At 63.9% G+C, this 24,803-nt stretch carries 19 protein-coding genes and 1 tRNA gene; 13 read left to right on the top strand and 7 right to left on the bottom strand.

Annotation, left to right across the window (positions count from 1 at the left end):
• Positions 1-562: hypothetical protein (locus HLH36_RS18125; RefSeq protein WP_182987692.1), on the top strand; the 562-nt coding region annotated here is incomplete at its 5' end.
• Positions 563-808: 246 nt separating this feature from the next.
• On the top strand, positions 809-1,126 hold the full coding sequence (locus tag HLH36_RS18130) for a hypothetical protein (RefSeq protein WP_182987693.1): 318 nt from the start codon (positions 809-811) through the stop codon (positions 1,124-1,126).
• Positions 1,127-1,249: 123 nt separating this feature from the next.
• On the opposite strand, the gene HLH36_RS18135 is transcribed toward HLH36_RS18130, so the two are convergent.
• Together HLH36_RS18135 and lepA are read right to left on the bottom strand one after the other, a co-directional pair.
• Positions 1,250-1,340: transfer RNA gene (locus tag HLH36_RS18135), tRNA-Ser, on the bottom strand.
• Between the two features lie 129 nt (positions 1,341-1,469).
• Positions 1,470-3,275: a translation elongation factor 4 gene (lepA, locus tag HLH36_RS18140; RefSeq protein ID WP_182987694.1), complete on the bottom strand. Its 1,806-nt coding sequence runs from the start codon at positions 3,273-3,275 to the stop codon at positions 1,470-1,472.
• Positions 3,276-3,441: 166 nt separating this feature from the next.
• Between lepA and HLH36_RS18145 the strand changes: the two genes are divergently transcribed.
• Genes HLH36_RS18145 through HLH36_RS18165 form a run of 5 tightly spaced genes read left to right on the top strand, consistent with a single transcriptional unit; the run spans position 3,442 to position 11,033 of the window.
• Positions 3,442-4,725 (top strand): TolC family protein, encoded by a 1,284-nt coding sequence (locus tag HLH36_RS18145; protein ID WP_182987695.1) that lies wholly within the window; start codon positions 3,442-3,444, stop codon positions 4,723-4,725.
• Positions 4,722-5,888: an efflux RND transporter periplasmic adaptor subunit gene (locus HLH36_RS18150; RefSeq protein WP_182987696.1), complete on the top strand. Its 1,167-nt coding sequence runs from the start codon at positions 4,722-4,724 to the stop codon at positions 5,886-5,888. The genes HLH36_RS18145 and HLH36_RS18150 overlap by 4 nt, the downstream gene beginning before the upstream one ends.
• 2 nt (positions 5,889-5,890) lie before the next feature.
• Entirely contained in the window at positions 5,891-8,959 is a 3,069-nt protein-coding gene (locus tag HLH36_RS18155; RefSeq protein ID WP_182987697.1) for an efflux RND transporter permease subunit, read from the top strand.
• Between the two features lie 32 nt (positions 8,960-8,991).
• On the top strand, positions 8,992-9,660 hold the full coding sequence (locus HLH36_RS18160; RefSeq protein WP_182987698.1) for a response regulator: 669 nt from the start codon (positions 8,992-8,994) through the stop codon (positions 9,658-9,660).
• The gene (locus HLH36_RS18165) at positions 9,657-11,033 is read left to right on the top strand and encodes a sensor histidine kinase (protein WP_182987699.1); all 1,377 of its coding nucleotides are present in this window, start codon (positions 9,657-9,659) and stop codon (positions 11,031-11,033) included. Before HLH36_RS18160 ends, HLH36_RS18165 begins: the two co-directional genes overlap by 4 nt.
• Positions 11,034-11,195: 162 nt before the next feature.
• Here HLH36_RS18165 and HLH36_RS18170 read toward each other — a convergent pair whose 3' ends face one another.
• Positions 11,196-12,278 carry a helix-turn-helix transcriptional regulator gene (locus HLH36_RS18170; protein ID WP_182987700.1) on the bottom strand — a complete coding sequence of 361 codons (1,083 nt, stop codon included), beginning with the start codon at positions 12,276-12,278 and terminating at the stop codon, positions 11,196-11,198.
• A gap of 312 nt (positions 12,279-12,590) precedes the next feature.
• Here HLH36_RS18170 and glmS point away from each other — a divergent pair, with 312 nt between their 5' ends.
• From glmS to pgaD, 5 genes are all read left to right on the top strand, one after another.
• Positions 12,591-14,414, top strand: a complete 1,824-nt coding sequence (gene glmS, locus HLH36_RS18175; RefSeq protein ID WP_182987701.1) for a glutamine--fructose-6-phosphate transaminase (isomerizing) — start codon at positions 12,591-12,593, stop codon at positions 14,412-14,414.
• Between the two features lie 376 nt (positions 14,415-14,790).
• The gene (pgaA, locus tag HLH36_RS18180) at positions 14,791-17,235 is read left to right on the top strand and encodes a poly-beta-1,6 N-acetyl-D-glucosamine export porin PgaA (RefSeq protein ID WP_182987702.1); all 2,445 of its coding nucleotides are present in this window, start codon (positions 14,791-14,793) and stop codon (positions 17,233-17,235) included.
• 4 nt (positions 17,236-17,239) lie between these two features.
• On the top strand, positions 17,240-19,249 hold the full coding sequence (gene pgaB / locus HLH36_RS18185; protein ID WP_182987703.1) for a poly-beta-1,6-N-acetyl-D-glucosamine N-deacetylase PgaB: 2,010 nt from the start codon (positions 17,240-17,242) through the stop codon (positions 19,247-19,249).
• Positions 19,246-20,598, top strand: a complete 1,353-nt coding sequence (gene pgaC / locus HLH36_RS18190) for a poly-beta-1,6-N-acetyl-D-glucosamine synthase (RefSeq protein ID WP_182987704.1) — start codon at positions 19,246-19,248, stop codon at positions 20,596-20,598. The genes pgaB and pgaC overlap by 4 nt, the downstream gene beginning before the upstream one ends.
• Positions 20,595-21,098, top strand: coding sequence for a poly-beta-1,6-N-acetyl-D-glucosamine biosynthesis protein PgaD (gene pgaD / locus HLH36_RS18195; RefSeq protein ID WP_182987705.1), 504 nt, complete (start codon positions 20,595-20,597; stop codon positions 21,096-21,098). Before pgaC ends, pgaD begins: the two co-directional genes overlap by 4 nt.
• Here the strand turns inward: pgaD and HLH36_RS18200 are convergent.
• A complete protein-coding gene (locus tag HLH36_RS18200) occupies positions 21,079-21,732 on the bottom strand; it encodes a helix-turn-helix transcriptional regulator (RefSeq protein ID WP_182987706.1) in 654 nt (217 codons plus the stop codon). The genes pgaD and HLH36_RS18200 overlap by 20 nt on opposite strands.
• Positions 21,729-21,944, bottom strand: coding sequence for a hypothetical protein (locus HLH36_RS18205; protein WP_182987723.1), 216 nt, complete (start codon positions 21,942-21,944; stop codon positions 21,729-21,731). The genes HLH36_RS18200 and HLH36_RS18205 overlap by 4 nt, the downstream gene beginning before the upstream one ends.
• A gap of 200 nt (positions 21,945-22,144) precedes the next feature.
• On the opposite strand from HLH36_RS18205, the gene hpxZ reads away from it, so the two are divergent.
• A complete protein-coding gene (hpxZ, locus tag HLH36_RS18210; RefSeq protein WP_182987707.1) occupies positions 22,145-22,531 on the top strand; it encodes an oxalurate catabolism protein HpxZ in 387 nt (128 codons plus the stop codon).
• 237 nt (positions 22,532-22,768) lie between these two features.
• Here hpxZ and cysG read toward each other — a convergent pair whose 3' ends face one another.
• Together cysG and mobB are read right to left on the bottom strand one after the other, a co-directional pair.
• A complete protein-coding gene (gene cysG / locus HLH36_RS18215) occupies positions 22,769-24,172 on the bottom strand; it encodes a siroheme synthase CysG (protein ID WP_182987708.1) in 1,404 nt (467 codons plus the stop codon).
• Positions 24,169-24,717, bottom strand: coding sequence for a molybdopterin-guanine dinucleotide biosynthesis protein B (gene mobB, locus HLH36_RS18220; RefSeq protein ID WP_182987709.1), 549 nt, complete (start codon positions 24,715-24,717; stop codon positions 24,169-24,171). Before mobB ends, cysG begins: the two co-directional genes overlap by 4 nt.
• Positions 24,718-24,803 lie beyond the last annotated feature (86 nt).

Below are 24,803 nucleotides of genomic sequence, written 5' to 3' on the forward strand. Positions count from 1 at the left end.
CGTCGACACGATTGAAAAGGGCGCGCCGGGCTTCAAGAATTATTCTGCTCTTTATGAACAGATGTCTCGGCCGATCGACGCCATGCGGTTCCTGCAATCGCGCAATCTGACCGACACGCAGGGCAACGTGCGCCTGGGCCAACTCGACACGCTGCTGAAGGCGATCCGGCGCGAGAAGGGGAAGCCTGGCTACCGCGAGGCCGACAGCGTGACTGATGAACAGTTGAAGGCGCTGGAGACCCTGCGCGACGACATGCGCTTGGCATCACGCATCGATCTGGGGAAGGCCCGCGGGTCGGACACCAGCGTCAACATGTTCACGAACAGCAAGCTTCTCGACATGGCCCAAGGGGCGGCCGCAAAAGTGGCCGGGTCTGCCGGCGTTGGCCTCGGCGGCCTTCTGACGGGTGGCTTTGACGGAGGCCTGCTGGCAGGAGGTGCAGCGAAAATGTTCTCTGAAGCGGCCTCAAAGCGAGCGATAGCCCGTGCGGCAGCCACGCGAGACAAGACATTGGATTATCTGGATAACCGCCTTCTCAATCCCTACGGGCGAGGAAACTGACGCCGTGCAAGGTGCGCTCGATCTGCCGGGCGCGCCGCCGGGCGAGAAGGTGGGGGATGAAGGCGCATATCGAGAAGATCGTGAGAAGTGCCAGGAATTCGGGCGGGTCAAAGTGCGGTCTGTCCCCAAAGTCAGTGTAGGACGCCCATTCAAACATCGTGCATGCCAGCGGCACCATCGTCGCGGGCCAGATCGAACCACGCACCCACCAGATTACCCACGCAACAAAGAGGATACCACCGAACCATGTCATATGAGCAGGATAATGCAGTTCGTGACGCCAGCACCATGGAAGAATTGTGTGCGGCCATGTCGGGCCAGCCCGGAAGCCCCAATTATAGCGTCGGCAAGCACATTGCGGAGATTGCCGCTGTCGGTGGCCATAACGAGGTCGAGTTCATGAATCTGCTGAGAGAAAAAGCCCGCGACGGTTTGGCGACCATGCTTGGACAAGGGCTTCCGCTTGAGCAGATCAGCGCCGCCATCGTCAATGAAGTCGCCCTCGCCGTCACCGGCCGCGCAATGCTCCGCGCGCGAGGGACCGGACAAGCTGGGTCCGCGTGATCTGTGCCCCACTGCTCCACTCTGTATCAGAGGTAGCGCGGTTTCTAAGAGGGATAGCAAGAGGGGTAAGCATTAAGCCGCTTTCGATAAGCGGCTGATTTTATTGTCTGATATTCGGTCGGCTGGCGGAGAGAGTGGGATTCGAACCCACGGTACGCTATTAACGTACACACGCTTTCCAAGCGTGCGCCTTAAGCCGCTCGGCCATCTCTCCGGCGCACTGGCGGGGCTGCCGGTGTGGCAGGCCCGTCGGTATGGGGCGGGAACATAGCAACAATTCCGGCCGGCGCAAGGGGGAAAGGTGCGCCGGATTTGGGGCCGGCGCGGGTTGGGGTGGTGAGGGTCAGTGGTCCATCTTCAGGGCGGCCAGGAAGGCGCTCTGGGGGATTTCGACCTTGCCGAACTGGCGCATGCGCTTCTTGCCTTCCTTCTGCTTTTCCAGCAGCTTGCGCTTGCGCGAGATGTCGCCGCCATAGCATTTGGCCGTCACGTCCTTGGACATCGCGCCGATCGTCTCGCGCGCGATCACGCGGCTGCCGATCGCGGCCTGGATCGCGATCTTGAAGAGCTGGCGGGGGATCAGTTCCTTCAGCTTCGCGCAGATCGACCGCCCGCGGCTTTCGGCCGCCGAGCGGTGGGCGACGAAGGATAGCGCGTCCACCGGCTCCAGGTTGACCAGGATCGAGATCCGCACCAGGTCGCTCTCTTCATAGCCGTCCATCTGGTAATCGAAGCTGGCATAGCCGCGCGACACCGATTTCAGCCGGTCGTAGAAATCGAACACCACCTCGTTCAGCGGCAGGCGGTAGACCGCCATCGCCCGGTTGCCGACATAGGTGAGGTCCTTCTGCACGCCGCGCCGCTCGCTGCACAATGTCAGCACCGCGCCCAGATACTCGTCGGGCACCATGATGGTGGCGACGATCCAGGGCTCTTCCATCCGTTCGATCACCGAGCCGTCGGGCATGTCGGCGGGGTTGTGCAGTTCCTCCATCTCGCCGTTCGTGCGGTAGAGGCGGTAGACCACCGAGGGCGCGGTCGCGATCAGGTCCAGGTTGAATTCGCGGCTCAGGCGCTCCTGGATGATTTCCAGGTGCAGCAGGCCGAGGAAGCCGCAGCGGAAGCCGAAGCCCAGCGCGGCCGAGGTCTCGGCCTCGTAATGGAACGAGGCGTCGTTCAGCCGCAGCTTGGACAGGCTGTCGCGCAGTTTCTCGAAATCGTCGGCATCGACGGGATACAGGCCGCACCACACCACCGGGATCGACGGTTTGAAGCCCGCCAGCGCGGTTTCGGCCGGGCGGCGGTCGTCGGTCAGCGTGTCGCCGACATTGCAGTCGGCCACCGTCTTGATCGCGGCGTTGATGTAGCCCATCTCGCCCGGGCCCAGATCCTCGACCGGGACCATGCGCGGGGCGAAGACGCCGACCTGGTCGACATTGTAGACCGCGTTGTTGGACATCATGCGGATGCGCATGCCGCGCTTCAGCCGGCCTTCCTTGACGCGGACCAGGATGATCACGCCCAGATAGGGGTCGTACCAGCTATCGACCAGCAGCGCCTGCAGCGGCTTGGTGTCGTCGCCGGTCGGCGGGGGCAGGCGCGTGACCAGGGCTTCCAGCACGCCCTCGATGTTCAGGCCGGTCTTGGCGGAGATCTGGACCGCGTCGTCGGCCGGGATGCCGATCACTTCCTCGATCTGCGCGCGGACGCGCTCGGGCTCGGCGGCGGGGAGGTCCACCTTGTTCAGGACCGGCACGATCTCGTGATGGGCGTCGATGGCCTGATAGACGTTGGCGAGCGTCTGCGCCTCCACGCCCTGCGAGGCGTCGACCACCAGCAGCGAGCCTTCGCAGGCTGCCAGCGAGCGGCTGACCTCGTAGGCGAAATCGACATGGCCCGGTGTGTCCATGAGGTTCAGGACGTAGGTCTTGCCGTCCTTGGCCGGGTAGGTCAGGCGCACCGTCTGCGCCTTGATGGTGATGCCGCGCTCGCGCTCCAGCTCCATATTGTCCAGGACCTGGTTGGTCATTTCGCGCGCCGTCAGCGCGCCGCAGGCCTGAATCAGCCGGTCGGCCAGCGTCGACTTGCCGTGGTCGATATGCGCGATGATCGAGAAATTGCGGATCAGCGAGAGCGGTGTGTCGGTCATGGGCGCAGACATAGGCCAAAACCCCGCGAAAGTCAGCGGGTCGCGCGTAAATTCTCCCGTGGGCCCGGCGCCCGGTGTCCTCGTTCAGGGTCCTGTCAGCTTGATGTGTTAGAGCGCGCTTTCGACAGGGGTGGCATCGGGCCATCCGGAGTGCGGGGATGGATGGATGCCAGGGGGCTTGTCGCGGCGGCACGATGCCGAAAAGCCGGGCCTGGGTGCCATTCTGGCCGTGATCGTGGGGGTGGGTCTGGCCGGGGGGGCGACCGCCGGTCGCGCGCGTGCGGCGGACCTGTCCTTTCGCGATGCCGTCACGGCCGCGTGGGCGGTCGATCCGGTGCGGACGGAGCTGACGACCAACGGCCAGTCGGCCGATGCGCGGGCCGATGCCGCGAAATCCTGGTTTCCCGGCGGCCCCGTGGTGTCGGCCCAGTATTTCGACGACCATTTCATCGGCACCAATATCGGTTACACGACCTATGAGGGCACGGTGTCGGTGCCGCTGTGGCTGCCCGGGCAGGGGACGGCGACGCAGCGTGTGGCGCAGGCCGAATCCGCCACCATCCAGGAAAAGCTGAATGTCGAGCACATGGCGGTGGCCGTGCGCGTGCTGGAGGCGACCGGAGCGCGGGTGATCGCCCAGCGGCGGCAGACGGTGGCGCTGTCGCTGGTGCAGGCGATGCAGCGGGTTGCCGCCGCCGTGGGGCGGGCCGAACATCAGGGCGAGGCGGCCGCTGCCGACCGGCAGGCGGCGGATGCCGAGCTGGCGGCCGCGCGGAACGAGGCCGGGCTGGCGCGCGAGCAGGTCGCGACCACCGGCGCGGCGCTGGAGACGCTGCTGGGGCGGCCGGGGCTGCCGGACATCCTGTCCTATGACGATCGCCTGCTGGCGCGGACGCGCCTGGATATGCCCCAGGCGGTCGAGGATAACGACCCGCGCGTGCGGGCCGCCACCCGCGATGTGGCGGCAGCGCGCGAGGGGGTGCGGCTGGCCCGGGCGTCCTTCATGCCCAATCCGGAAATCGGGGTCGGCGCGATCCATGAAGGGTCGTATGGCAGCCCATGGGACAATCGGGTGGGGGTCCAGATCTCGGTCCCGCTGCCCAGCGAGGCGCGGAACGTGCCGATGATGGCCGAGGCCCGCAACCGGCTGGCCGCGGCCGGCAGCCAGGAAGTGCAGGCGCGGCGCATGGTGCGGGTGGAGCTGGCGCAGGTGCGGGCCCGGCTGGATGCGGCGCGGACGACGCTGGAGGGCGCGCGGGCCTCGGCCACCGCGCTGAACCGGCGGGCCGACGAGATGGAACATTCCTGGCAGGTGGGGGAAACGACGCTGATCGAGGCATTGCGGGCGCGGCTGGCCGCCTATAACGCCATTCTGGCGCTGAATTCCGCCGAAATCGGTTGGCATGCGGCCATTCTGCGCGCTGCCATCGCCACCGGTATGACGCCATGAGGCGCCTGCGTGCGGCAATCGGGCTGGCGGCTGCCCTGGCCGGCCTGATCCGGGTGCCCGCCGTCCGGGCCGAGGCGCCGGCGGGGCTGGAGCCGGTGACGATCGGGGCCGAGGCGCGGCAGGCCGAGGGGGTGGTCGACGGTGTGGCCCGGCCGGGCAGCCTGTCGCGGATGCTGCCGGTGCTGGCCAGCGTGATGCCGGACGAGACGCGGATCGTGCGGGTGCGGCCGGTCGGTGCGGGCAAGGTGCTGCGGGTGCATGTCATGGCCGGGCAGCATGTGACGCGCAAGAGTGTGCTGATCGATTATCTGGACCATTCGCTGCATGTCGCGCGGCTGCAATCGGTGCAGATGCAGGCCGCCCTGGCCAGCGCCCTGGCGGCGGAGGCTGAGGCCGAGGCGGCGTGGAAGCGCGCGCGGGACCTGGCCGGCACCACCGTCTCGCAGGGGGAAGTGCGGCGCCGGCTGGCCGTGCTGCAGGAGGCGCGCAGCACCGTGGCCGCGCGGCAGGCCGATGTCGGGACCATGACGCATCGCTTCGAGGAGGAGTTCAACTCGATCAGCGAGCGCATCGGCACCGGCGGGGACGAGACATCGTCGCTGCTGGCCCCGATTGATGGCATGGTCCAGGAGATGGGTGTGTCGTCCGATGGGGATATCGAGGCCGGGCAGGTTGCCGCGACCCTGATCGACCTGTCGTCGGTCTGGATCGTGTCCGACATTGCGCCGCAGGATGCCGCCCGGCTGGTGGTGGGCGGGCGGCAGACCGCGCTGCTGAACGGGCGGCGGATCGAAAGCCGCATCAGCAGCATCAGCGGCGTGGCCGCGCCCGCCACCGGGCTGGTGCGCGTCATCAGCAGCGTGCCCAATCCGGACGGTGCGCTGCGCCCTGGCATGATGCTGGATGTGGCGCTGGAAACCGCCGAGACAAAGAGCGGCATCGTGGTTCCGTCCGAGGCGGTGCAGCAGATTGCCGGCCGCGATGTGGTGTTCGTGCGGAACGGGGCCGACAGCTACCGGCCGGTGCCGGTGACGGTCGGGATCGATAATGGAGACAGCGCGGTCATCGTCTCGGGCCTGTCGGCGGGGCAGGCGGTGGCCGTCCATGGCAGCTTTGCCCTGAAATCCATGATCCTGCTGGCCGGGATGGGCGGGGACGACTGACCATGCGTGCCCTTCTGATCCTGCTCCAGGCGAACCGCTTCGTCGTCCTGGGGGCGGCACTCGCGATCATGCTGGTTGGGATGGCGGCGGTGATCGGTCTGCCGGTGGAAGCCGTGCCCGACATTTCGCCCCGGCAGGTGCTGGTTTCGGTCGTCGCCCCTGGCCTCGCCACCGAGGAGGTCGAGCGGCTGATCACCTTTCCCGTCGAGGCCAGCATGGCCGGGATTCCGGGGATGAACGATCTGCGCTCGGTCTCGCGGTCCGGCGTGTCGGTTGTTTATGTGCAGTTCGACGACGATACCGACATCGACCTGGACCGCACCCGCGTCAATGAGCGCATCCAGCAGGCGCGCGGGCTGATCGCGGTGCCGGGCCTGTCGATCAATATGGGCCCGCTGGCCACCGGCATGGGCGAGATCATGCAGATCCAGATCCATGGCGCGGGTCGCTCGCTGATGGAGCTGAACCGGCTGATGAGCTGGAGCGTGGTGCCGCAACTGAAGCTGGTGCCGGGCGTGGTGGACGTGAACGTCAATGGCGGGGCCGAGGAGACGTTTCAGGTGGCGCTGGACCAGGCGCGGCTGAATGCGTACGGCGTTTCGGTGGGGGACGTGTATCGCGCCGTGGACGGCAACAATGCGGCCTCGGGCGGCGGCTGGATCGAGCATCATGCCGAGCAGCAGATCGTGGTGGGGCGCGGGCTGATCCGCACCCTGGACGATTTCGGCGCGCTGCCGGTGCGCAGCAATGAAGACGGCACCGCGATCCGCCTGCGCGATGTGGGGGCGGTGTCGATGGGTCCGCGCACCCGGCTGGGTGCGGTGACGCGCGACGGGCAGGGCGAGATCGTGATCGGCGTGGTGATGATGCGCCAGGGGGCGAGTTCGGACGCCACGCTGGCCGCCATTCGCGCGGCGCTGCCGGGTATCGGGCGCGGGCTGCCTTCGGGCGTAACGCTGGAGCCGTATTACAGCCGGTCGGACCTGACCAACCGTACCATCGCCACCGTGCGCGACAATCTGCTGATGGGTGCGGTGCTGGTGGTGGGCGTGCTGGTGGTGGTGATCGGCGACTGGCGGGCGTCGCTGGTGATTGCCTCGGTCATTCCCTTTGCGCTGGTCTGCGCCATGACGGGGATGCGGCAGTTCGGCATTTCGGCCAACCTGCTCAGTCTGGGGGCGATCGATTTCGGGATGATCGTCGACAGTTCGCTGGTGGTGGTCGAGCATCTGCTGGCCATGCGCGAGACCGATCGGGCGACCGACCTGCGGACGCAGGTGGTGTCGGCGACGACCCAGGTGCTGCGGCCGGTCACCTTCGCCATTCTGGTGATCGTGATGGTGTATCTGCCGATCCTGACCTTGCAGGGGATCGAGGGGAAGATGTTCCGCCCGATGGCGCAGACCGTCATCATGGCGCTGCTGGCCTCGCTGGCCTATTGCGTGTTCTGCGTGCCGGTGATCGCGGCGCTGGCGATGCGGGGCAGCCGGGGGCATGGCGACACATGGCTGGTGGCGATGCTGCGCCGCCGCTACGGGCCGGCGGTGCGGTGGGGGGAGAGCCATCCCGGCATGCTGTTCGGCGGCACGATCGCGGTGTTCCTGGTCTCGGTCATGCTGGCCATGCGGCTGGGGGGGGAGTTCATCCCGCAACTGGGCGAGGGGGCGCTGGTGGTGACCACGACGCGCCTGCCCAGTGCCTCGCTGCCGACGGTGCTGGAGTCGGTGCGCAAGGAAGAGCAGATCCTGAAAGGCTTTCCCGACATCGCCACCGTGGTCAGCAATACCGGGACCTCGGCGATTCCGACCGATCCGATGGGCGTGAACGAGACCGACACGTTCGTCTTTCTGAAGGACCCGTCGGCCTGGCGGACCGCGCGCACGCAGGAAGGGCTGGTCGGCGCCTATGACCGTGCCCTGCGCGACCGGCTGCCGGAGGCGCAGTTCTCGTGGAGCCAGCCGGTCGAGATGCGGATGGACGATCTGCTTTCGGGCGTGCGGACGCAGATCGCGGTGTCGATCTACGGCCCCGACCTGGCGACGCTGTCGCGGCTGGGCGACCAGGTGGCGGCGGCGCTGAGCAGCGTGAAGGGGGCGGCCGATGTGGCGCCGCAGGGCGATGGCACGCTGCCCTTCATCCATGTCGATGTCGATCGCGCGCGCGCGGCGCGGCTGAATGTGGCGATGGCCGATATCCTCGACACGGTCGAGGCGGTGGGGGGGCATATCGGCCGGCCCGTGATCATGGATGATGCGGTGGTGAACACGCAGATCCGTTTTGCCGCCGCTCAGGTGGCCTCGGTCGGGCAGATCGCGGGCCTGCGCGTGCGCCGGGCCGATGGGGCCGGGTCGGTGCTGCTGTCGCAGGTGGCGCGCGTGTCGGTGGTGGACGGGCCGCCGCGCATCAGCCGCGACCGCATCCAGCGCCGGCTGATCGTGCAGGCCAATGTGCGCGGGCGGGATTTGAGTTCCTACGTCGCGGCGGCGCAGGCGGCGGTGGCGGCGCGGGTGCATCTGCCGCCCGGCTATCGGATGAATTGGGAAGGGCAGTTCCGCAACCTGCAATCGGCCATGGCGCGGCTGGAGATCGTGGTGCCGATCGCGCTGGCGCTGATCTTCGTGCTGCTGGTGCTGGCGCTGGGGTCGGTCGCGCCGGCGGCGCTGGTGTTCGTCAACCTGCCGATGGCGGCGACGGGGGGGATTCTGGCGCTGGCGGCGCGGGGGCTGCCGTTCAGCATTTCGGCCGGGATCGGCTTCATCGCGCTGTTCGGTGTCGCGATCCTGAACGGTGTGGTGCTGGTCAGCTATATCCAGCATCTGCGCGGCACGGGGCTGGAGGTGGCGCGCGCGGCGTTCGAGGCGGCGGAACAGCGTTTCCGGCCCGTGATGGCGACCGCCCTGGTCGCCAGCCTGGGCTTCTTCCCCATGGCGTTTTCGACCAGCGCCGGGGCGGAGGTGGAGCGGCCGCTGGCGACGGTGGTGATCGGCGGGCTGGTGTCGTCTACCGTGCTGACGCTGCTGGTGCTGCCCTCGCTTTATGCGCGGGTGATGCGGGAGCGGAAAAAGAGGTAGGCTGCCCGACCTTAGTGCCAGAAAGGGAAACCGTGCGGATCCTGGTCGTCGAGGATGAAAGGCCGTTGGGGTCGGCGGTGCAGGAGCGGCTGCGCCGCGCCGGGCATGCCGCCGACTGGTTTACCACGCTGGCCGATGCGCGCGCGGCCCTGGCGGCCATTGCCTATGATTTCCTGCTGCTGGATCTGGGATTGCCGGATGGCAGCGGGCGCGACCTGCTGCGGGAGATCCGCCGGGGCGGGTCGGCGATGGCGGTGATGATCGCCACCGCGCAGGACCAGATCAGCGACCGTATTGCCGGCCTGTCGGACGGCGCGGACGATTACATCGTCAAACCCTATGATTTCGATGAATTGCTGGCCCGGATCGACGCGGTCTCGCGCCGCTATGGGGCGCTTGCCAGCAACCGGCTGGTGCTGGGCGGGGTGGAGATCGACCTGGGGCGGCGCAGCCTGTCCCGTGATGGGCAGGATGTGGACCTGACGGCGCGCGAATGGGCGGTGATCGAATTGCTGGCGCGGCGGGCGGGGGCGCTGTGCTCGCGCGAGCAGATCGAGGATGCGCTCTATGGGCTGGGAGAGGAGATCGAGAGCAATGCGATCGAGGTCTTTATCAGCCGTGTGCGCAAGAAGGTGGGGGCCGGGCTGATCCTGACCGTGCGCGGGCGGGGCTACCGGCTGGCGCGGGAGGGCGGGGCATGAGGCGCGATGGCGGAGGATGGAGCCTGGCCACGCGCATCATGGCCGGGGTGCTGGTGGTGGTATTGGGTTGTCTGGCGCTGTTGAGCGTGCTGGTGGCGGGTTTTACGCGCTACGAGGTGACGGAGCGGCTGGATAATTCGTTGCAGGAAGTGGCCGAGCGGCTGGAATTCGTGATTGCCGCCCATGCCGTGCGCCCCGCCGGGGGCATGGTCGCGCTGCTGCCGGAGGTTGGGCCGCGCACGCTGGCCTATCAGATCGCGACCCCGGACGGGCAATTGCTGCTGCGGTCGCAGAATGCGCCGACCGAGGCTTTTGTGCCGGTGTTGCGCGGGGGATTTTATGACCGGCCGCGTTTTCGCGTCTATGTCGTCAAGGCCTCGGATGGCGGGCATTATATTCTGGTGGGCGAGCCGACCTTCCATCGGCGGGAGGCGGTGCGGCGGGCGACGCTGATTTCGATCCTGCCGATGATCCTGTTCCTGCCGGCCGTGTGGCTGCTGGTGCGCTGGGTGGTGCGGCGGGCGCTGCAGCCGCTGACATCGTTGCAGGCGGAGATCCGTGCCCGTGGCGGCGGCAATCTGGCCCCCATCCCGGCGCTGGATTTGCCGGAGGAACTGTCGGCGATCCATATGGCGGTCAACATGCTGCTGGACCGGCTGAAGAAGGCGCTCTCGACCGAGCGGGCCTTTGCGGCCAATGCGGCGCATGAACTGCGCAACCCGATCGGTGCGCTGCTGGCGCAGGCGCAGATGCTGCGCGAGCAATTGCATGAGCCCGAGGCGCCGGGGCGGGTGGCCGCCATGATCGGGCAGATCCGCCGGCTGGGCCGGATGACGGAGAAGCTGCTGCAATTGTCGCGCGCGTCGTCGGGTGCCGCGATGGGAGATGACCGGTTCGACCTGATTGCGGTGTTGCAGATCCTGGCGGAGGAATTTGCCGACATGCCGCCCGCCTTTCCTGTCGTGACGGTGGATTGCGACGGGATGGAGGCGCTGTTCGCGCGTGGGGATATCGACGCGGCGGGCATCCTGTTCCGCAACCTGATCGAGAACGCGGCCCATCACGGCACGCAGGATGCCGTGATCGCCGTCACGCTCTCGCGGGGCGGGGTGGTGGATATCGTCAATGATTGTGCGCCGCTGCCGGCCGCGATCCTGCCGGGTTTGACCGAGCCCTTCGTGCGCGGGGGGAGTGCCGCCGACGGAAGCGGGCTGGGGCTGGCCATCGCCGCCAGCATTGCCGGACAGATGGAGGCGCGGCTGGAGATCGCATCCCCGGTGCCGGGGCGCGAGAGGGGATTCCGCGCGCGCGTGGTGCTGATGGAAGCCGTGCCGGTGACCGAGGGAATCTCCACGCTGGCGTCGCTCCCCTGAAAGCCTGACCGTAAATGCGCGCTGGCGGCGCGTCCTGTGCGCGTTTCCTGCGCTTCGGTGCTCACTTCCATCAAGGCCGCTCCGCTCCGATGCTCGGAAACCCACGCCGGGCGCGGCCTTCTGGGCCGCTCTCGCTCACCAGCGCACATTTCCGGTCAGGCTCTAATTTGTTATGGATATTTTTGTGATGATGGACATCAATTCATTTTGACTGTTTATATTCAATTTAGAAAATATGGTCTTTATCGACGTTCTCGCGCTTTCGTACGATATGTTGAGAATATTGGCACTGTCTTTAAGGGATGTCGTCTGACCAAGTATCTGAGCCAGACTGGCCTCTGCGGGAGAAAGCCCCATGGCACGTAAAATGTCCCGTACATGACCGTGAGAACCGTTGAAACCGTAAAAGAAGACGGTTTTACATTTATCATTCATTCCCAGGGAATCGACCATCACATCGGGCAGTGTGATCAATCTTGCAAGCATCTTCCCCTCGTTGGGACTGCTGAAAAAGGCGACGCCCGTATCAGAGGAAAGGGTAATGATTTTCTCCCATTCCCGATGATTCGACTTTATGTTGAAATGGATGGAGCCTTCTCTGATAAAGAAGAAGCTGTCCTTCAAGTTTTCAAGGAATTTGTTTATAAATATAACCCTATTTTTTGAATCGAGAATGCATATTCCGATATTTATTTTGTTGTAAACCATTTCCATTGTTGAGTTGATGGACGTCAAAGATCTGAATTTATCGGATAAGGTAAGACAATTCTTGACGTGATTTGAAATAAACGAAATATCGATGCCGTCGTCGTTCTTTCTTTTGTAATGAAGGCCGATCTGGCCGGCTATGGCGTATTCGTTTCCATCGAGAGAAATATAGCACCGTTCTGTGCTGCTACATCCATATCTGTTCAAAAAATCAACATAATACTCAGAATTCTTAATTTCGTAATCAGATAATATATCTGTATCCCTTATAATGATATTTCTTCTATTTTGTGGGGAATTCAATCTGTTTTTTGGGTATACGTATTGATAATACTCAACATATTCCTTATCGGAGATTTTATTTTTGACGGACGATAAAATCTGATCTTGATTATTGACTATTGCCATTGGAACGACAGCAATACTTTCATAATTAAGAAGGCGCGAAAGTTCCGAAAGAGCGTTCGTCCATTGCTGCGGAAAGGAAGCAGATTCATATAATTGCGAAAGAACTCTATTCAATTCTTTAGGGTTCATGCTTGCTTCTGTTGCATTTATGAAATAAAGACATCGTTATTATTTTATTAAGAATGAGTCAAGTCCCAAATGGGGTTTATGGTCGGGGGTCGGCTTCGCCATTCTCGTTGGCAGGAAGTTTGTACAGGTAATCGTCCCAGAATTGCGGCCCGTTCCATCCCAGGCCTGACATTCCTGGCCGTCTCCGGCCTGGCGGCGCCGTTGCGGATGGTGCGCCGCCCGTAGTCCCGGCTCATGGAGCGCGCCGGGCCACCGGGATCGGACTGGGCGGACGATTCAAAGGTGCCGTGAACGCGAAGAAGGAAATGACCGATGTGTGGAATATGCGGCGTTGTGGGATCACGCCAGGTGCAGTCCGTTATTCTGGAGGGCCTGCGGCGGCTGGAATACCGGGGGTATGATTCCGCCGGCATCGCCACGGTGGTCGATGGCGGCATCGGGCGGCGCCGGGCCGCGGGCAAGCTGGATAATCTGGCGGCGCTGCTGGAGCGGGAGCCTCTGCCCGGCCGAACCGGCATCGGCCATACGCGCTGGGCGACCCATGGCGCCCCATCCGTCTGTAATGCGCACCCGCATGCGACGCCGCGCGTCGCCATCGTGCATAATGGCATTATCGAAAATTTCGAAACCCTTCGGCATGAATTGGAGAGTGCCGGCCAGGTTTTCGAAACGGAAACGGACAGCGAGACCATTGCCCTGCTGGTGGATTATCACCTGCGGCGGGGTCTTGCGCCGAGGGACGCCGCCCTCCAGGCACTGAAGCGCCTGGAGGGTGCGTTTGCCGTCGCCTTGATTTTCGCGGACCATGAAGGGCTGATGATCGGCGCATGCCACAACGCACCGCTGGCCGTTGGTTTCGGTGAGGGTGACATGTTCCTCGGTTCCGACGCGCTGGCATTGGCTCCGCTGACCCGCCGTATCGTCTACATGCGCAATGGCGATTGCGTGGTGATGACCGCGCGGGGTGCGGAGTTCATGACGTTCGACGGCACGCCGGTAGAGCGTATCGCGCAGATTACGGCCCTGACGGTCGATTCCGTCGGCAAGGATGGCTACCGCCACTACATGGAAAAAGAACTCCACGAGCATCCGCAGGTGATCGGGCAGACGTTGCAGCGGATGGTGGACCCATCGACGCGCAGGATCGTGCTGCCGGATCTGCCTTTCGACCTCGCGCGCGTGCCGCGTGCCATTATAACGGCGTGCGGCTCCGCATTCTATGCCGGCATGGTTGGCCGGTACTGGCTGGAAGACATTGCGCGCCTGCCTGTCGATATCGATGTCGCCAGCGAGATGCGTTATAGAAATCCGCCCCTTGTGTCCGGCTCGCTCGGTCTTCTGATCTCGCAATCGGGTGAGACGGCCGATACTCTGGCGGCCCTGCGCGGCTTGCGCGAACGGGCCGTTCACATTCTGTCGGTCCTGAATGTGGAACACAGCACCATGGCGCGTGAGAGTGACCTCGTGCTGGGTACCGTTGCGGGGCCCGAGATTTCCGTGGCGTCAACCAAGGCCTTTACCGCGCAACTGACGGTCCTGGCCTGCCTGACCGTCGCGACCGCTCGGGCGCGCGGAACATTGAAGGCTTCGGACGAAGAAGAACTGGTCGCAGCCCTGCTGGACCTCCCCAGTCGCGTCGCAGACGTGTTCGGCCAAGGCGATGCCATTCGCCAGATGGCACGGGTCGTCGCCGAGGCGCGGGACGTTCTGTACCTCGGCCGTGGCAGCATGGTCCCCGTGGCGATGGAGGGGGCGCTCAAGCTGAAGGAGATTTCCTATATTCATGCCGAGGCTTATGCCGCGGGTGAAATGAAGCACGGCCCGATCTCCCTGATCGACGGCAATGTGCCAATCGTCGCCGCCGTGCCTTCCGGCCCGCTTTTCGACAAGACATCGTCCAATCTACAGGAGGCCAAGGCACGCGGTGGGCGCCTTCTGGTCTTCACGGACACGGAAGGGGCGGGCCGTATGTCCGCGATGGCCGAACGGGTCGTCGTCCTGCCGCGGGTGCATGGCTTCGTGGCTCCGATCCTGCACGCCATTCCGATGCAGATGCTGGCGTATGAAGTGGCTGTGCTCAAGGGGACGGATGTCGACCAGCCCCGCAACCTGGCAAAGTCCGTGACCGTGGAGTGAACGGGATGCGCGTGCCTCGTATGTCGTTTTGATCTTTTTATGAAAAATATGTCAAGACCCAATTGGGAATTGACGGTTCGGGGCGGTCATAGGACGATATTTGGGGCTTGCTGTCGGTCAGTCTCTGTAGACTATCGAAGTCGTGAATGTCCGGGTGAGCGCTTATGAAAGCGGAGTGTAAAATATAGTACCGTAGCGCTCATTATTTCGTGTCATTTTGTGCATCGCGATCGGTCATGTCACTATTTACTTCTGAATGGACTTGTTTCATGGTTCGTATGTCTGTATTTTAAAAAAATATCGGCATATCCGCGACCGTTTCTCGCGTATTGGATGTTCATTCTGATTCTGTAATAAGTGGATAGATCTCTACGTCATGGCTTGCGGATTATCTTATAACGGGCGGTGGAAGGGGAATCGGAACAGGATTTTCTTCTTTGTTTTTATCTATTCCTTTTTCCGGGGCAGCCTGTCCGCGTTTGCCGCGCAGGCAGGGCTCTACGACACCCTGGTGATCAAGGCCCGCAATGGCGATTATCAACCGATATTGAACTGGCTGCGCGATGCGCAGGAGCAGCGCCCGCTCAGCGAACGTGAAATTGCCGACTGGATCGAGATCAGCGCCTGGGCCGGGCATGACGGCGACATCGTCGCGCTGTGGCGCCGGGCAGAGGGGCCGTCATTGCCCGATCATACGAAGCTGGTCGTTGCCAGGGCCTATCGCAACCTGAAGCAATGGCAGCAAGCCCTGGCGCTCTTTCGTCAGGCGGGGGCCGACCATTCTTCCGACGAGGGGGTGCGCAGCCAGTATCTCATGACCCTGGCGGATGCCCGTTCCTTCAAGGAGGCTCTGGCCCAAGGCGCGGATTTCGCACGGCGGTCCGGTTCCGCCCGTGCGTATCTGACCCTGTCCTATATTCAGGATGCCGCCGGCCAGCGGGAGGATGCCTGGCAGTCCGCGACCAGGGCCTACAGCCTGGACCCGCGCAGCAGGGAAGTGGGCTTTGCCTACCTTGATGCCAATGCCGAGAACAGGATCGTCGCGGGCGAGCTGGTCGTCGCCGCGCATTTGCCGCTGGGCAGCGCGCGGCAGCGGCAGATCGAACTGGCCCAGGGGGCGGAATATGTGCGGATCGGCCTGATTCCTCCTCCGACGGAAAAGAACCGGTTCGTATTGGCCGATCGTACATTGGCCTATTATCAGGATCTTCTGCGACGCTACGGAAAAGATCCGGCTGCGAAAGCGGATCTGCGCGTCGCGAGGGTCGACCGCCTGGGTGCCCTGCTGGCGCGCTATCGGATGCGCGAACTGACGGACGAATATGAGGCGCTCCAGGTGGTGGGACCTCTGCCCGCCTATGCGCGGAACTGGGCGGCCACGGCCTATCTCTATCTGCGCCAGCCGGTAAAGGCTGCCGCGATCTGGAAGCAGATCATCGACCTGTCCGACCGCGAGGCCGTGAATCTCTATTTCACGGCCCTGGTCGAATCCCGCCAATTGCGCGAGGCGAAGGCGCTCGTCGCAGTGCTTGAGAAATCCGTACCATACCAGACGGCTATCTACGGGTTGCCGACGCGGCAGGACAATGATCAATGGCTGGACGTGCAGCAGATGCGCGTCACCCTTCAGCAGAACGAGAATCGGCTGTCGCGTGCGCAGAGCCTCGCCGAGCATCTGGCAGGCACGGCATCGACCAACCAGGAACTCGCGGTGGATCTGGCGGATGTCTATACCGAGCGCGGCTGGCCCAGAAAGGCCGAGGATATTCTCAAGCGTGCGGAATATCTCGATCCCAGCAATATCGGCCTGGAGTCCCAGCAGGGGGTCGATGCCCTGGACCTTCAGGACTGGCGAAATGCCACGCTTCTGACCCGCGATGTCGTCGGACGGGAGCCGGAGAACGAGACCGTGCGGCGTCTGGCCAGGGCGCTGAGCGTCCATGAGATGATGGAACTGGATATCGAGGGGGACAAGGGCATCAGTTCCAACAGTCCGGTGACCGGTGCCCATGATTTCGATCTGCGGACGCTGCTGTACAGCATGCCTCTTCACTATAACTGGCGCGTCTTCGCCGGTGTCGGTTACAATAACAGTCATTTCGAGGAGGGGACCGGCACCGACCGCGTCCAGATCCTGGGTGTCGAATACAGAAACCGTAACAACTGGATCTCGCTGGAAGGCGATCATCATGCTTACGGCCATGGCAACGCATTCGGCGGCGTGCTGTCGGGCTGGCATGATTTCGACGACCATTGGCGCCTGGGCGGCAGCCTGGAACGGCTGGGCGCGCATGTTCCCCTGAGGGCACTACGCAACAACGTTACGGGCAGCACGGGCGCGCTCTATGTGCTGTGGCGCGAGAACGAGAAGCGCCAGGTGCGGCTTGATTTCGCCGACAGCCGCTTTTCCGACGGCAACAACCGACAGGAATATAATCTTCTGGCCCAGCAGAGGATTTTCAGTTCGGCACGCTGGCTCCTGGACTTCACGCCCAGCATTAGCTCCAGCCACAATACGGCGCGCAACACGTTCTATTATAATCCTCATCAGGATCTGGCGATCCTGCCGGCCATCACGGCGGAGGAAATCCTCTATCGCCGCTACGAGATGCAGTGGAGCCAGACCTTCGAAATTGGAGAAGGTGTCTATGTGGAACGGGGCTATCCCACCAAGGCCATCACCAGTTTCAGTTATGGCCAGAATTTCCAGTTTGACGACACGCTGGCATTCGGTGCGACCGTGATCTGGGACAAGCGCCCCTATGACGGGGAAAGGCAAAGGAATCTGGCGATCTCGTTCAATCTTAATTACAGGTTCTGACGTCATGGGTTCCTGTCTGGTCTCTCGGGCCGTCCTGTTGCTTGCCGTTCTGGCATTCGGAGCCGGCCCCGCGCGTGCGGCACCGGATTTCCTCGCGCCGGCCGGGCGGCCGGGGCCGATCACGGACAAGCCTTGGCCCAAGGGCAAATATCTGGTGCTTGCCTATCATGATATCGAGGATGGAGGCGCGGATCAGCGCTTTCTGGCAGTCCGGACCAGCGCCCTGGTCGAGCAGTTCGCGTGGCTGAAGGACAACGGATACAATATCATCGGCATCGACGATCTTATTGCCGTGCAGCAGGGCAGGAAGGAACTGCCGGAGAAGGCCGTCGTCCTGACATTCGACGATGGATATGCCGGATTTTATAAGAGGGTGTTCCCCCTGCTGAAGGCGTATCACTGGCCGGCGCTGCTTGCGCCCGTCGGTGAATGGATGGATACGCCGGCCGGCAAGAAGGTGGATTTCGGCGGCCTGCTCTCGCCGCGCGAGCAGTTCCTGAACTGGCAGGAAATACGCGAGATGTCGCAATCCGGCCTGGTCGAGATCGGCGCGCATACCTATGCCGAGCATAAGGGCATGTTGGCCAACCCGCAGGGCAATACCGAACCCTTCAACGTCAACAGAACCTATGATGCCAGGACCGGGCGGTACGAGACCGCCGGCGCGTTCGAGGCGCGCGTCGACAAGGATGTCGGCCTGATCACGCAGCGCATCATCCAGGCGACGGGAAAGAAGCCGCGCGTGTGGGTATGGCCGTACGGCGCGGCCAGCGGCGTCACGCTCGCGGTGGCCAGGCGGCATGGCTATCAGATGGCGATGACGCTCGATGACGGGCTGGCCGACATCAACCGCAACGACAATATTCCGCGCTTTCTGATCGCCGGCAATCCGTCCTTGCGGGAGTTCGCACAGAGCGTATCGGGGGTTCAGGAGAAGCCGTTCGTTCGCATGGTGCAGGTGGACCTGGATTATGTCTACGATTCCGATCCGAAGCAGATGTCGCGCAATGTCGATCTGCTGATCCAGCGCGTGGCCGACCTGCATGCCAATTATGTCTTCCTGCAGGCTTTTGCCGACCCCGCGGGGGATGGGAACATCAAGTCCGTCTATTTTCCCAATCGCTGGCTGCCCGTCCGGGCGGACCTGTTCAACAGGGTCGCCTGGCAGTTGCAGACCCGGGGCGGTGCACGGGTCTATGCCTGGATGCCGGTCCTGGCATTCGACGCGCCGGACCTGCCCCACGTCCTGGCCTGGAATCCGCATACGGGACAGGGGGAGATCAACCCCCAGCAATATCGGCGCCTGTCCTTTTTCAATGAGGACGTAAGAAAAAGGATCATCGGTCTGTATGAAGACCTCGCAGGCCACGCGGTCTTCAGCGGCATCCTGTTTCATGATGACGCCCTGCTGTCGGATTTCGAAGATGCGTCGCCCGATGCCCTGAAAGCCTATGAGAGCCAGGGACTGCCCCCGTCCATCGGCGAGATTCGCGGGAACCCGGCTTATATGCGGCTCTGGACGCGGTTCAAGAGCCAGGCTCTGACGGGTTTTACCATGACGCTGCTGCAGCATGTCCGTGCAATCCGCGGACCGCAGGTGGAATCCGCGCGCAATATCTATGCCGAACCGGTTCTGCAGCCCGACAGCGAGGAATGGTACGCGCAGAATCTGAAGGATTTCCTGGGTACGTATGACTGGACGGTGCCCATGGCCATGCCCCTGATGGAAGACGTGCCGGCCGGGAAGGACCTGTCATGGCTGACCGGGCTTGTCGAGACCATACGATCCAATAAGGACGGTCTGGCACACGCCATTATCGAGTTGCAGACCGAGGATTGGAGAAGGCACCCGGCGAAGCCGGTCGCGGACGGGACGCTGGTCGAATGGATGAAGAGGCTGCAAGGTCTGGGTGCCGGAAATTACGGATATTATCCGGATGATTTCATAGAAGGTCGTCCGTCCCTGGAGGCCGTGAGGCCGGTCTTTTCCAATCGCTGGTATCCGCTCCGATGATCGATCGTCTCATTGCCGTCATCGTGCTCTGCATCGTCCTGAGCCTGCCGTTAGGGGCCGTTTGGGTTCTGTCGGGAGAGGTGGCGCTTAAATTCCTCTTCTATTGGCCGCTGTTCATGTCCGGAATCTGGATCACCGGCGGGGTGTTCTTCTGGTTCACCAAGGAACGGCACTGGAACAGGGGCGCGGAACGCCGGCCGCCGGACCTGAAAGGCAATCCATTAATTTCGATACTCATCCCCTGCTACAACGAAGGGCCGAACGTTCGCGAGACGATCGAGGCGGCGATCCATCAGAGATACCAATATATCGAAGTCATCGCGATCAATGATGGGTCGAAGGATGAGACCGGCGAGATCCTGCAACAGATCGCTCATGATTATCCAAAGCTTCGGGTCATCCAACTGGCCGAAAACCAGGGGAAGGCAGTTGCCCTGCGCATGGGGGCGGCGGTGGCGCGCAGCGACTTTCTGGTCTGCATCGATGGCGACGCATTGCTGGACAAGGATGCGGCCGCCTATCTGGTCGCACCATTATTGGACCTGCCGCGCGTCGGCGCCGTCACGGGCAATCCGCGCATCCGCACGCGCTCGACATTGATCGGGCGGCTCCAGGTCGGGGAATTCTCGTCCATTATCGGCCTGATCAAGCGCGCGCAGCGTGTCTACGGTCATGTGTTCACGGTATCGGGGGTCGTTGCCGCCTTCCGCCGCACCGCGCTGGCCGATGTCGGATACTGGAGCCCCGACATGATCACCGAGGACATCGATATCAGCTGGAAGCTGCAGTTGTATCACTGGGGCGTTTTCTATGAACCGCGCGCGCTGTGCTGGATCCTGATGCCGGAGACATTGCGGGGCTTGTGGAAGCAGCGCCTGCGCTGGGCCCAGGGCGGCGCGGAAGTGTTCCTGAAAAACATGTTCACGATCTGGCGCTGGCGCAACCGGCGCATGTGGATGTTGCTGGTCGAGTTCTTCCTTTCGACGATCTGGGCGTTCCTGTTCGCGTTCAGCGTCGTGCTGTATTTCTATGGCCTGTTTTTTCCGCTCCCGAAAAGCATCTATATCGACACGCTGTTCCCGCCGGCCTTTACCGGCCTGCTTCTGAGTGTCGCCTGCCTTGTACAATTTTCGGTCAGCCTTCTGATCGAACGCTCTTATGAGAAGAATATCGCCTCCTCGCTTTTCTGGGTCGTCTGGTATCCGATGGTCTATTGGATGCTCAGCCTGTTCACGACCCTGGTGAGCTTTCCGAAGACCATGCTGAAAAGCCAGGGACGGCGCGCGCGCTGGGACAGTCCGGATCGGGGGATCGCGCAGATATCCCCGGACCGGACGGAGGCACGATGATGACCGTTTCGAACGGGAATATGGAAGAAAATTCCATCATGAACGACAAAGTCATCAAAACGCAGAGAACGAGATTTTATATTGTCGTCGATATAGTGATAACCATTTTCGCATGGGGCGGGTTTGTCTTTCTTCTTGCTTCCGGATTTTTTCTGAATTTCTTCAATGTTGACCATGCGCCGGTCAAGGCCAGCGTTTCCGAGACCATCGGTAGCCTGCTGTTTTATGGTGCCGTCATGATCGTTCTGGCGGCGATCCTGATCGGCTGGGCGCTGTACAATAAGAAACGGTTCAGCGTGGAACGGCGCAAAAGGCGCGAGGACATCGGGCATCAGGCCGTGGCGGACAGTTTCGATATCGACCAAAGCGTATTGGGGGCCTTGCAGGCTAATAAAATCAGCAGGGTCCATCATGATCATGGCGCGAAGATCACACGGGTGGATAACCTGCATCAATCGGCTATGGTGCCCCCTGCGCCCACTACAGAAACGCCATCATGATACGGTGCAGGTGATCGGCGGGGGAGGCCTCGAACGGGCCGCCGCCTGCCGCCGCACCGATCAGGGCCAGCAGGGGGGCGGAGCCGATGCCCGCCCGCGCGTCGACCGCCACTGCGCACAGGGCGCCTTCCGGCCGCAGGACCAGCACCCGGTCATGCCGGCGGACCGGGGTGCCGGGCGAGACCATCAGGATTGTGCCGGCGCGGAATACGGGCTCGAACAACGCGGTATCCAGCGTGACGGCGTAGAGGTCGGCCTCGGCGGGGCCGGGCATGTCCCACTGGTCCCAATGGCGGCCGCTGGGCAGGCCCGCGCCGTCGAACATGCCCGGCTGGCCGAGATGCGAGAAGGGGGAGAGGCGCAGGCGCGATCGGCTGGCGCGGGGTGTGGGGGCAAGCGGGTGCTGGCCGCCTGCCAGACGGGCGAAAGCCTCCAGGCTCAGGCCGGTGATATCCAGCACGCGCGCCAGGCTTTCGGTGCCGGGCCAGCGGGGGCGGCCGGCGGGGGTGGTGCGTTTCGACGGGTTGAAGCTGGTGGGGTCCAGCCCCGCCGCCCGGGCCAGCCCCGACGGGGTGAGGCCATGTTCGGCAGCCAGCGTATCCAGCGCGCGCCACAGATCGTCATGCCGCATCATGGGGGGGACAGGATTTCCGATTCATGCCGGGCCGCGCCCTGTGGGGTCGGGTGGTAGCGGCCGTCGGCGTCCTGGGTCGCCAGGCCCATGCGCGCCAGCCGTTCCAGGCAGGGCTGGTCTTTCAGCCCCGCCGGGCGCCCCGCCGCGCCGCTGAGCATCAGCCGGTGCAGCGCCGACCGGCAGCAGGTTTCCAGATAGGGTTCGGTCCACATGCGGTGGAGGATCGGCGTTTCGGGCCCGGCTTGCAACCTTGGCGATGCTTCCCCGCGCCGGGGGCGATCCGGCGCCTCGTTACCGTTTCTCATCAAGGCTGATCGCGGGCCGATGATTTGCGGTTGGAGTAGGCCGGATCTTGGCTCATGGTTGTACGGCTGGCACGGCGCCTATTTCTTCGGAATGCAAGAGGATCGACATGCTTCTGATCGACGACCCCGCCATTGTGGCTGAAGTGACCGCGATGGCCGACCGGTATGAGGCGGCGCTGATGGCGAACGAGCTGGAGACGCTGGATGCGCTGTTCCGCGATGCGCCGGAGACGATCCGTTATGGTGTGGGTGAGATGCTGTATGGCTTTGCCGAGATCGCGGCCTTTCGCAAGGGGCGGGCTGGCGGGTCGCCGCAGCGGCGGGTGCTGCGGCGGGTAATCACGACCTTCGGGAGCGATCTGGCCACCGTCAATCTGGAATTCCAGCGCGAGGGGGTCACGCGCATCGGGCGGCAGAGCCAGACCTGGGTGCGCACGGATGAAGGCTGGAAGATTACCTGCGCGCATGTCTCGCTGATGGCCGACATATCCTGAGAACCTGCCTGGACATGCGCGCTGGTGGCGATCCGGCGCGCGTTTCCTTCGGGCCGCCCTTGCGCGCCAGCCCACAGTTCCAGACAGGTTCTGCGTGGTGGCGGAGGGTTGTTCTTTTTTGAAAAAAAGAACCAAAAAACTTCTGATCTATTCAGGAGCTTTTTGCCTGCTCGTTGCGAGGCGCCTGAACGGCTCAAAAGTCTTTTTGCTTCTTTTTCTTCAGAAAAAGAAGGGTCTTTACCCTATCGGGGGCGATACCACCCGGTGGCGTACCACTTCGCCTACCAGGATCAGCGCGGGGCTGCCTATGCCGCTGGTGCGGGCGAGGTCGGGCAGGGTGTCCAGTGTGCCGGTCAGTACGCGCTGGTCGGGCTGGGTGCCGCGTTCGATGATGGCGGCGGGCCAGTCGGGGGGGAGGCCGTGGCGGACGAGCATCGCGCACAGGTCGGGCAGGGCGTGGACGCCCATATAGATGGCGATCGTCTGGCCGGCGCCGGCCATGCGCTCCCACGGCAGGTCCAGCGTGCCGTCCTTGCGGGCGTGGCCGGTGACGAAGAGGCAGGATTGCGCGCAGTCGCGGTGGGTCAGCGGAATGCCGGCATAGGCGGCGCACCCGCTGGCGGCCGTGATGCCGGGTACGACCTGGAAGGGGATGCCGGCTTCGACCAGGGCCTCGATTTCCTCGCCGCCCCGGCCGAAGATGAACGGGTCGCCGCCTTTCAGGCGCAATACGCGCTCGCCCGCGCGGGCGCGGCGGATCAGTTCGGCGTTGATGTCGGGTTGCGGCATGGTGTGGCGGTCGCGCTGCTTGCCGACGAAGATTCGTGTGGCGTCGCGGCGTACGCGGTCCAGCAGGGTGGGCGGCAGAAGCTGGTCGTAGAGGACGGAGTCGGCGTTCTGCATCAGGTGCAGCGCGCGCAGGGTCAGCAGGTCGGGGTCGCCGGGGCCGGCGCCGACCAGCCAGACCTCGCCCGTGGTGCGTGTGCCGTCCAGGAGCTGGTCCAGCACCTGTCGGGCGGTTGCGGTATCGCCGCGCTGGGCGGCGGCTCCGCCTGGGCCGTCCAGAAAATCTTCCCACACGCGGCGGCGGCGGTCGATGTCGGGGCAGTGTGCGACGACATGGGGGCGGGCGTCGCGCAGGAAGCGGGCGAGGCTGTCGAGGCCGGCCGGCATTGCGGCCTCGATGCGTTCGCGCAGGCGGCGGGCCAGGACCGGGGCGGCGCCGCCGGTGGAAATCGCGATCCGCACCGGGCCGCGATGGATCTGTGCGGGGGTGATGAAGCTGGAGGGTTCGGGATCGTCCACCGCGCAGACCGGGATGTTCAGCGCGTCGGCCCGCGCGGCGACGGTGCGGTTGACGGCGCGGTCGTCGGTTGCGGCGTAGACCAGGCGGCAGCCGGGCAGCATTGCATTCAGTTGGTCGGGACGGGCTTCGGCCGCGATGTGGTGGATCTGCCCGGCGTCGCGCAGGGCCGTCAGCGCGTCGTCCAGCGTGGGGGCCAGCACCTCGACCCGTGCCGCGTGGGCCAGCAGCAGGCGGATCTTGTTCAGGGCGATGCCGCCGCCGCCCACGACCAGCACGCGCGCGCCGCGCAGGCGCAGGGCGATAGGGAACCAGCCGGGTTCGTCCGATGCGGTCATGGCGTGTGTCCTGTGGTCTGGTTTCCTGGGGGCCGGCAGGGGCGGGCGTGGGCCAGGACGAAGGCGGCGATGGCGTCGGTGTCGTTCAGGTCCAGCCGGGAGATGCCGGGTGGCAGGTCCAGCGTGGGGGCGTCGGTGGCGACGGCTGCGATCTGGGGCGTGGCGGGCCAGAGCGGGTCCTTGCCCAGGGTGGGGCGGTAGATTTCGATCGCGACCGGCAGGGCCGTGCGGAAGCCTTCGACCAGGATCAGGTCCGCCGGGGCCATGCGGGCGATCAGGTCGGGCAGGGTGGGGTGGGCTGGGCCATCCTGTTCGTGCAGCAGGGCCCAGCGCGTGTCGGAGGCCACCAGCACCTCGCGCGCGCCGGCTTCGCGGTGGCGGTGGGAATCCTTGCCCGGACGGTCCATATCGAACCCATGGTGGGCGTGCTTGATGGTGGAGACGCGCAGGCCCCGTGCGGCCAGCGTTTCCAGCAGCCGGACCATCAATGTGGTCTTGCCCGCGCCGCTGCGCCCGGTAATGCCCATGATCGCGGCGTGCCCCATCGTTCCGTCCTGTTGCGTTCCGCGTGTTCGTAGGAGGTACAGGTGCCTTCAATCCCCGATGATGGCAAGGTCGGGACCGGAGGGGC

This window comes from Gluconacetobacter aggeris (assembly GCF_014174395.1).
Classification (GTDB): domain Bacteria; phylum Pseudomonadota; class Alphaproteobacteria; order Acetobacterales; family Acetobacteraceae; genus Gluconacetobacter; species Gluconacetobacter aggeris.